A 7604-nucleotide genomic window follows, 5' to 3' on the forward strand; every position below is an offset into this window, starting at 1 on the left:
CCCGGACGCGGGCGAGCCGGCTCACTGAGTGCGGGTTCGATCGAGGTTTCCGGTAGCGGTGGCCTGTCGGGAACTCCCGGAAATTCGCGCTCGCCGAAACGCAACGAAGGGCCCCGCCGTGACGGCAGGGCCCTTCTTGGCCGACCGGCCATGGGTCGGGGCCAGGACGGAGATTCCACCGGGAAGCCAACCATGCCATCCGTACGTCGACGCCCCGGCCCGCCTCGCGACGCCATGGACGTCGGCCCCGGCGACCTCATCCGACGCCCGCCCGCCCGATAGCGTCCAGGTCGGTCACCGGCTCGACGTCGAGCAGCTCGATGACCTCCCGGGCCGCGAGGACCCAGCGGAGGCCGGCGTCGTCGGTGTAGGCGACGCGCGCCAGCTCCTCCGGGTACTTCGGGTCCGGACCGGGCAGCGCCACCAGGGAGCCGGGCGCGTACCGGATGCCGGCCACGCCCCACGCCGGAGTGCCTGTGACGAGGGCGGCGGCCCAGCCTGTGCGGAGGTGCGGGCAGTGGCGGACAGCTTGGCGGGCGCATTCGGGGTGGATCGGGGGGACCGCCGTCGTCTCGCCCTCCTGGATCGGCCGTCCGTCGCGGGCGGCGAGGAGGAACAGGAACCGTCCGCCGAGGTGGGCGGGCTCGGCGCAGATCTGGCAGAGGTCGTGCATGACGGCCTGCCGCTGACGCCACGCGTGCACCCCTGGGAAGTACGGGCGGCCAGCGCCTTGGGCGTAGGCCACGCGTACCCAGAGCACGCCGTCGTGCCGGTCGTAAGGGCCCTCGTGTTCGTAGGCGAGGCGGCCGTGGCGGATGGTGAGGGGTGCGCTGGTGACGGCCTCGGCGCTCCACGGGGTGATGTAGGGGACGGGCACGCTGCCCCAGCGGTGCGTGGTCATCACGAACGTGCCTCCCCTCGGAGCAGCCGGCGGTGAACCAGCTCCAGTTGCTCGGCTGTCTCGCACGGGTCCCGTTCGGACGCTGGGCGGTGGTCGTCCGGCCAGCAGACGGAGCACGCCATGCAGTGGTCGGCGAGATGGACGAGCGCCTGCTGTGCGGGGGTTCGCTCGGTGGGCGCCGTCATGTGATCCTCCCGACCGGAGACCCGAACGCCGCGTCGATGGCGTCGGCCAGGGCGCGCGGGTCGGTGAGCCATCCGCTTGTTCCGGGGCGCGTCCGCCAGTGTGGGCCTGGTCCGGCGGTGCGACGGATGGGCGGCAGCGGCACGGACACGGCGTCCGCCAGCGCCTCGGTGTTCTCGACGTCCCACGCTGCTGCGGTTCCGGCGGGAACGAAGAAGATGAGCGACGCGCGTGACGGGTCGTCGACGACCGCCCCGGCCCGGGCGCCGAGGATGCCGAGCGCGGCCAGCCCGAGCTGCCGCGGTACGCGAACAGCGTCCCACTGCCCGGCAACGGTGCGGGCGGACCCGGTCATCGGACACCCGCCGTGGTGCGGCAGCCGCAGGACATGATGGTCCACACACGGGCGCCGACCGCGCGCTGTACCCGGCCGGCCACGCGGAGGCTCCGGGAGACGGCGCCGCAGTACCAGCAGGCCCGGCCGTGCAGGCGCGCGAAGCTGACCGGCCCGTTAACGACGAGTAAGTGCCTCGTGCGCTGGCTCATTGCGGCTCCCATCTGCCTGTCTGTTGTGGACAGTCAGATCATGGGCTGCTGCAAGGGGCGCAAGGGATACAGCCTGTATCCCCTCTCAGACGGCGCCGATCCACTCCGCGAAGCTCGTCAGTGACTCGGCGTCCGCACGCTTCAACCGGCGGACCGTGGCTGCGGCCTCCCGAGCCCACGGGTGTTCCCGGGTGTGTTGCGGCGCGATGGAGCGGGCCACCTTCAGCGACTCGAATGCGTCGTCCGGCCGCCCGGCCCATACCTGCGCGCGGGCCAGCTCGATCCAGAAACCCGACTGCCGCTCGGCCGGCATGTGCTCAGGCGGCTCCCACTCCTCCGCCACGTCGAACGCTCGCTGCAAGTGGTCTTGACCTAGGCTCACGGCTACGGACACCTCGTGCGCGCGGACGGAGTCGGGCCCGAACTGGGTGCCCACGTAGGCGTCCTCCGGCAGAGCATCGCCAAGATGGCGGGCTGCGGCCAGATGCAGGGCGGCGGCGTCGGCCCGGGCGGCGCGTCCAGCGATGACCGCGGCCCGCATGTGCAGGGCGCCCCGTACGGCCGTCGCCTCGCGGCCGAGCGGGGCGGGGCTGGCGTCGAGGGCCTGCTCCAGCGCAGTCAAGCCCTGCGCGTGTGCGCGGGCGGCGAAGAAGGTCTCTGTGCGCACGTAGGCGGCGGTGGCCCGGGCGATGGGGTCCTCGGTCTGGTCGGCGGCCCACCGCATCAGGTCGACCAGCCTGGCCGACAGGTCGTGGGCGCCGAACTTGAAGGCCGCGGCGTCGGCGGACCTTGTCACCGTGGCGAGGATGTGCGCGGCGTGCAGGCGGTCGGCGCCGGCCGCCTGGTGCAGCGCGTCGAGGGCATCGGCCAGGAGCCCGGAGGCGCGTTCGGCGATGCGTGCGTACTGGGCTCCGAGCCGCCACTGTGCAAGGACGGTGGCGTCCGCGTCGAGGTCGGCCAGCGGCCGGGGCCGGACGTCGGCTGGGATGTCGTAGGCGGCGATCGCTGCGGAGATCGCGGGGAGGGCGGCGTGGACACGGGAGTCGGTGCGCGTCGATCCGGTGACGATGTTGCTGGGGTCGACGGACAGGGCGGCGGCGATGGCGTCGAGGGTGTCGTCGCTGGGTGAGCGTTCGCCCCGCTCGATCTTCTTGATCGTCACGCGGGCGACGAAGGCGGCGCGGGCGAGTTGCTCCTGCGTCATCCTTCGGGTGCGGCGGATGGTGGCGATGCGCTGGCCTACCTCGCGCGGGGTGGGGCTGGGCATACGGGCTCCGTTCGGTACGTCCGCTCCGAACCGTAGCCGCGCGCGCACTGCGTGGGGATACGAACGGCCCCGTCCGGTCCGCGCCGAGACGGGGCCGTCACGGGCGGATGAGCGCGGCCAGTTCGGTCAGGCTGTCGATCCGCCAGTCCGCGGTCGCCGCGACGTCCGGGTCATCAGCCCACAGATGTCCCCACGGTCCGCGCCGCAGGTGAGCGGTGCGCAGCCCGGCAGCCGCCGCAGGCATCACGTCGTTGGCGGGATGATCACCGACATATAGCGTCTCGCCTGGCGCAGCCTGGCCTGCCTCGACCGCCCGCTGGAAGAACTCCGGCTGGGGCTTGGCCACGCCCCACTCCCCAGACGTCGCCACGACGTCGGCCGGCAAATCGAGGCTGCGCAGTAGCTCACCCGCGCGGGTGGTCTGGTTCCCGGCGATGACCACCCGAACGTCGAGGGCGCGCAGGGCGGCGAGAGCGGGGCGGACGTCGTCGTACAGGTCGCTGTCGTCGAGCTGCTCGCCGCGGCCGGCGGCCTCGCGGGCGGCGTACTCGGCGGGGATGTCGATGCCGGGGCGGACCAGTCGGAGCGCGTCAGCGTTGTCCTGGCCGCGGGCGACGACGGCGCCGACGAGGGCGGAGACGGTGTGCCGGGGGATGTCGAGCCAGTCGGCCCAGGTGGCCCAGTAGCGGTCGTCGCGGGTGAGGGTTTCGCCGACGTCGAAGATCACTGCGCGAATCATGCGGGCAGCGTACCCAGGCACGACGGAACGGCCCGGCGCCCGCCCGCACGGGGCAGACGGCAAGGGCCGTATGGCTGTCGGAGTCAGTGCCCCGTTGCCTGCCGCAGGACGACGCCGAGCCCTCCGGCCGCGACGAGGACCGCCGCCGACGACAGCGGCCACCGCGACCGCTCCAGCGTGTCGAGCCGCCTCTCGTGGTCGTCGAGTGTCTTGTCGACCCGCGCCCGGACGCGGGCGAGCCGGCCCACCAGGACCGCCGTCCATCGGCCTCCGTAGCCGTCCGGTAGCGGACTGTCAGTGCTTGCCCCTAGGCTTGTCGGCATGTTCCCCGATGCCCCGATCCTCGATTCCGTGTGCTCCGCCGCCGAGTTGAACGAGCGGATCCGCGCCCTGTGGCAGCGCGCGGGCGGGTCGCTGTCGGCCCAGGAGCGCGAGGAGTACGAGCTGCTGGTGGTGGAGTGGGCGGCGGCGATGCGCGGTGAGGTGATCGAGGCGGCGTGAGGGCGGGGCCGATGCCTTCCCGGCCGTATGCACCGCCACCGTCGGCGCATACGGCCGGTCCCCTGATGGAACGGCTCAGCGTCCGCCCGCCACCCGCAGCACCGCGCCCGTCGTGTACGAGGCGTCCGGCGACAGCAGCCAGGCGATGGCCGCGGCGATCTCCTCCGTCCGCCCGGCCCGGCGCAGCGGGATGCCCGGGGCCATCTGCCGGACCCGGTCCGGGGCGCCCATCGCGGCGTGCATGTCGGTGTCGACGAGGCCGGGCGCGACCGCGTTGACACGGATGCCCTCCGGGCCCAGCTCCTTGGACAGGCCCATCGTCAGGGCGTCGACGCCGGCCTTGCTCGCCGCGTAGTGCACGTACTCCCCCGGGCTGCCGAGGGTCGCGGCGCCGGAGGAGACGTTCACGATCGCGCCGCCGCCCCGGGCGGACATCAGCTGCGCCGCGCGCCGCGCGCACAGCAGGGTGCCCAGCAGGTTGACGTCGAGGACCCGGCGCAGATCGGCGGTGTCGCTGTCGGCGAGGCGGCCCAGGGGGCCGGTCACCGCCGCGTTGTTGACCAGTCCCGTCACCGGTCCGAGCCGCGTCTCGGCCTCGGCGAAGAGCCGTTCGACGTCCGCCTCCTCCGAGGTGTCCGCCCGCACGGTGACGGCCCGCCCGCCGGCCTCCCGCACCCCGTCCGCCACCGCCTCGGCGGCGGCCGGGTCACGGACGTAGCCCACGGCCACGTCGTGCCCGTCCGCCGCCAGCCGCAGACAGGTCGCCGCGCCGATGCCCCGGCTGCCGCCGGTGACCACCGTGATGGGACGCGCCACGAGTACCTCCTACCGAGAGATTTGATCGATCATCGATCATCCTACTGACGGACAGCGGTCGCGGCCCCGGTGTGATCAACTGAACGAGTCTCCCGCTGACCGGTTCACCGCGACGGCGCACACTGGAGACACCGCGGGGTAGGGAGGCGCCCATGAAGACCCTCGGCCACTGGCTCACCGCCCCCTGGCGCCGCTCCCTCGTCGCGGCGCTCGCGGGCGCCCTGCCGGTCCTCGCCTTCCCCGCGCCGTCGCTGTGGTGGTGGGCCTGGTTCGCGCTGGTCCCCTGGCTGCTGCTGGTGCGCGCGGCGCCGACCGGGCGGCGGGCGGCGTACGACGGCTGGTGCGGCGGGTTCGGGTTCATGCTGGCGATGCACCACTGGCTGCTGCCGAACCTGCACGTGTTCACCTTCGTCATCGCCGCGCTGCTCGGCGCGCTGTGGGCCCCGTGGGGACGGCTCGTGCGCCGGCTGCTGGGCGGGACACCCGGACCGGGCCGGGTGGCGGCGGCGCTCGTGGTGGTGCCGTCGGGGTGGCTGGCGATCGAGCTGGTCCGTTCCTGGCAGGGCCTCGGCGGGCCGTGGGGCGTGCTCGGCGCGAGCCAGTGGCAGGTCGCGCCGGCGCTGCGGCTGGCCTCGGTCGGCGGGGTGTGGCTGGTCAGCTTCCTGATCGTGGCCGTCAACGCCGCCGTCGTCGTGCTGGTCGCCGTGCGGCGGGCCCGGGTGACCGCCGTGGCCGGGCTCCTCGCCACGGCCGCCGCCGGCTCCGCCGCCTGGGTGTGGTCGCCGCCGCCCGCCTCCTCGTCGGGCGCCGACGGCCGGGTGCGGATCGGCGTCGTGCAGGCCGGGGTGGTGGCCGGCACCGGCAGCCCCGCCCGCCGCTTCGACCGCGAGGAGGAGCTGACCCGCCGCCTGGCCGGGCAGGACGTCGACCTGGTGGTGTGGGGCGAGAGCAGCGTCGGCTTCGACCTGGGCGAGCGGCCCGACCTGGCCCGGCGGCTCGCGGCGCTCTCCAGGCAGACCGGTGCCGACGTCCTGGTCAACGTGGACGCTCGGCGTTCGGACCGGCCCGGCATCTTCAAGAGTTCCGTGCTGGTCGGCCCGGACGGACCGACCGGCACGCGCTACGACAAGATGCGGCTCGTCCCGTTCGGCGAGTACGTCCCGGCCCGCTCGCTGCTCGGCTGGGCCACCTCCGTCGGCGAGGCGGCGGGCGAGGACCGCAGGCGGGGCACGGCGCAGGTCGTGATGGAGGCCGGGGACGGCCTGCGGGTCGGCCCGATGGTCTGCTTCGAGAGCGCGTTCCCGGACATGAGCCGGCATCTCGCCGAGGACGGTGCCGGGGTGCTGCTCGCCCAGTCGTCGACGTCGACGTTCCAGCAGAGCTGGGCGCCCGCGCAGCACGCGTCGCTGGCCGCGCTGCGCGCCGCCGAGACCGGGCGCCCGATGGTGCACGCCACCCTCACCGGGGTCTCCGCCGTGTACGACGCGAGCGGCGCGCGGACCGGGCCGCGGCTCGGCACCGACACGAGCGGCGCCCTGGTCTACGACGTGCCGCTCGCGCACGGCACCACGCCCTACGTCCGCTTCGGCGACTGGCCGCCGTACGCCGCGCTCGCCGTCCTCGTCGTCTGGGGTGCCGTCGAGGGCGTACGGACGCTGCGGTTCAGGCGGAGCGCTCCTGGACCTCGCGTACCACCCGCTCGCACAGCTCATGGGTCAGCAGCGCGTCCCGGGCGCTGAGCACCTTGCCCGCGCGGACCGCGTCGAGGAAGGCGAGCACCGCCTGCTCGATGCCGCGCTGCCGGGCGACCGGCACCCAGTCGCCGCGCCGCCGCACCGTTGGCTGGCCCTTGTGGTCGATCACCTCGGCGAGGTTGACCACCTGGCGCTTGGTGTCCTGTCCGGAGACTTCGAGGATCTCCTCGGCGGAGCCGCTGAGCCGGTTCATGACGCCGAGCGCGGTGAAGCCGTCGCCGGCGAGCTGCAGCACGACGTGGTGGAGCAGGCCGTCCCGGACGCGGGCCCGCACGGTGATGTCGTCGACCTCGCCCGGGACGAGGAAGCGCAGGGTGTCGACGACGTGGATGAAGTCGTCGAGGATCATCGTGCGCGGCTCCTCCGGCAGCCCTATACGGTTCTTCTGCAGGAGGATCAGCTCGCGGGGGTGCTCGGCGCACTGGGTGTAGCCGGGGGCGTGGCGCCGGTTGAAGCCGACGGCGAGACTGGTGTTCCGTTCCTCGGCGAGGGTCACCAGCCGCTCGGAGTCGGCCAGTTCGTAGGCGAGGGGCTTGTCGACGTAGGTCGGGACGCCGGCCCGGAGGAGCCGGGTCACGATCTCGGGGTGGACCTCGGTCGGGGCGTGCACGAACGCGGCGTCGAGGTCCTGGGCGAGCAGCGCGTCGAGGTCGGCGTGGCGCTGGGCCGGCGGAACACGCAGTCCGTCGGCGACGCGGGTGAGGGTCGCCGGCGTCCGGGTGTGCAGGTGCGGTTCGATGCCGGGCTGGAAGGCGAGCACGGGGAGGTACGCCTTGCGCGCGATGTCACCGAGTCCGATGCAGCCGACCTTCACGGGCGTTCTCCTCAAGAGGGTTCTTCTGGTGGTCGCCCCGTGGTCGCCGACCCGGGTGCGCTCGGCAGCATACGGGGGCGGCG

At 73.8% G+C, this 7604-nt stretch carries 9 protein-coding genes; 2 read left to right on the forward strand and 7 right to left on the reverse strand.

Translation table 11 applies throughout. From position 1 onward, the window contains the following. Positions 1 to 256: 256 nt before the first annotated feature. From J7I94_RS35725 to J7I94_RS35745, 5 genes are all read right to left on the reverse strand, one after another. A complete protein-coding gene (locus tag J7I94_RS35725; protein WP_215174182.1) occupies positions 257 to 904 on the reverse strand; it encodes a hypothetical protein in 648 nt (215 codons plus the stop codon). Between the two features lie 178 nt (positions 905 to 1082). Further along, positions 1083 to 1439, reverse strand: a complete 357-nt coding sequence (locus tag J7I94_RS35730) for a hypothetical protein (protein WP_215174184.1) — start codon at positions 1437 to 1439, stop codon at positions 1083 to 1085. A 276-nt stretch (positions 1440 to 1715) separates the two neighbouring features. Continuing rightward, positions 1716 to 2897 (reverse strand): helix-turn-helix domain-containing protein, encoded by a 1182-nt coding sequence (locus tag J7I94_RS35735; RefSeq protein WP_215174186.1) that lies wholly within the window; start codon positions 2895 to 2897, stop codon positions 1716 to 1718. Between the two features lie 97 nt (positions 2898 to 2994). Next, positions 2995 to 3636: an HAD family hydrolase gene (locus tag J7I94_RS35740; protein ID WP_215174188.1), complete on the reverse strand. Its 642-nt coding sequence runs from the start codon at positions 3634 to 3636 to the stop codon at positions 2995 to 2997. A gap of 83 nt (positions 3637 to 3719) precedes the next feature. Continuing rightward, positions 3720 to 3884, reverse strand: a complete 165-nt coding sequence (locus J7I94_RS35745) for a hypothetical protein (protein WP_215174190.1) — start codon at positions 3882 to 3884, stop codon at positions 3720 to 3722. Between the two features lie 73 nt (positions 3885 to 3957). On the opposite strand from J7I94_RS35745, the gene J7I94_RS35750 reads away from it, so the two are divergent. Continuing rightward, the gene (locus J7I94_RS35750; RefSeq protein WP_215174192.1) at positions 3958 to 4137 is read left to right on the forward strand and encodes a hypothetical protein; all 180 of its coding nucleotides are present in this window, start codon (positions 3958 to 3960) and stop codon (positions 4135 to 4137) included. 75 nt (positions 4138 to 4212) lie between these two features. On the opposite strand, the gene J7I94_RS35755 is transcribed toward J7I94_RS35750, so the two are convergent. Beyond that, positions 4213 to 4953, reverse strand: coding sequence for an SDR family NAD(P)-dependent oxidoreductase (locus tag J7I94_RS35755; protein ID WP_215174194.1), 741 nt, complete (start codon positions 4951 to 4953; stop codon positions 4213 to 4215). Positions 4954 to 5105: 152 nt separating this feature from the next. Here J7I94_RS35755 and lnt point away from each other — a divergent pair, with 152 nt between their 5' ends. Continuing rightward, on the forward strand, positions 5106 to 6692 hold the full coding sequence (lnt, locus tag J7I94_RS35760; protein WP_215174196.1) for an apolipoprotein N-acyltransferase: 1587 nt from the start codon (positions 5106 to 5108) through the stop codon (positions 6690 to 6692). Here the strand turns inward: lnt and J7I94_RS35765 are convergent. Further along, positions 6616 to 7521 (reverse strand): Gfo/Idh/MocA family protein, encoded by a 906-nt coding sequence (locus J7I94_RS35765; RefSeq protein WP_215174198.1) that lies wholly within the window; start codon positions 7519 to 7521, stop codon positions 6616 to 6618. The genes lnt and J7I94_RS35765 overlap by 77 nt on opposite strands. Positions 7522 to 7604: the final 83 nt, after the last annotated feature.

It is taken from the genome of Streptomyces sp. ISL-12 (assembly GCF_018614415.1).
In the GTDB taxonomy this organism is placed as follows: Bacteria; Actinomycetota; Actinomycetes; order Streptomycetales; family Streptomycetaceae; genus Streptomyces.

Excerpts from the sequence above, each read along its gene's own strand:
- J7I94_RS35750 (WP_215174192.1), top strand. The coding sequence starts at position 3,958 with ATGTTCCCCGATGCCCCGATCCTCGATTCCGTGTGCTCCGCCGCCGAG.
- J7I94_RS35730 (WP_215174184.1), bottom strand. The coding sequence starts at position 1,439 with ATGACCGGGTCCGCCCGCACCGTTGCCGGGCAGTGGGACGCTGTTCGC.
- J7I94_RS35740 (WP_215174188.1), bottom strand. The coding sequence starts at position 3,636 with ATGATTCGCGCAGTGATCTTCGACGTCGGCGAAACCCTCACCCGCGAC.
- lnt (WP_215174196.1), top strand. The coding sequence starts at position 5,106 with ATGAAGACCCTCGGCCACTGGCTCACCGCCCCCTGGCGCCGCTCCCTC.
- J7I94_RS35735 (WP_215174186.1), bottom strand. The coding sequence starts at position 2,897 with ATGCCCAGCCCCACCCCGCGCGAGGTAGGCCAGCGCATCGCCACCATC.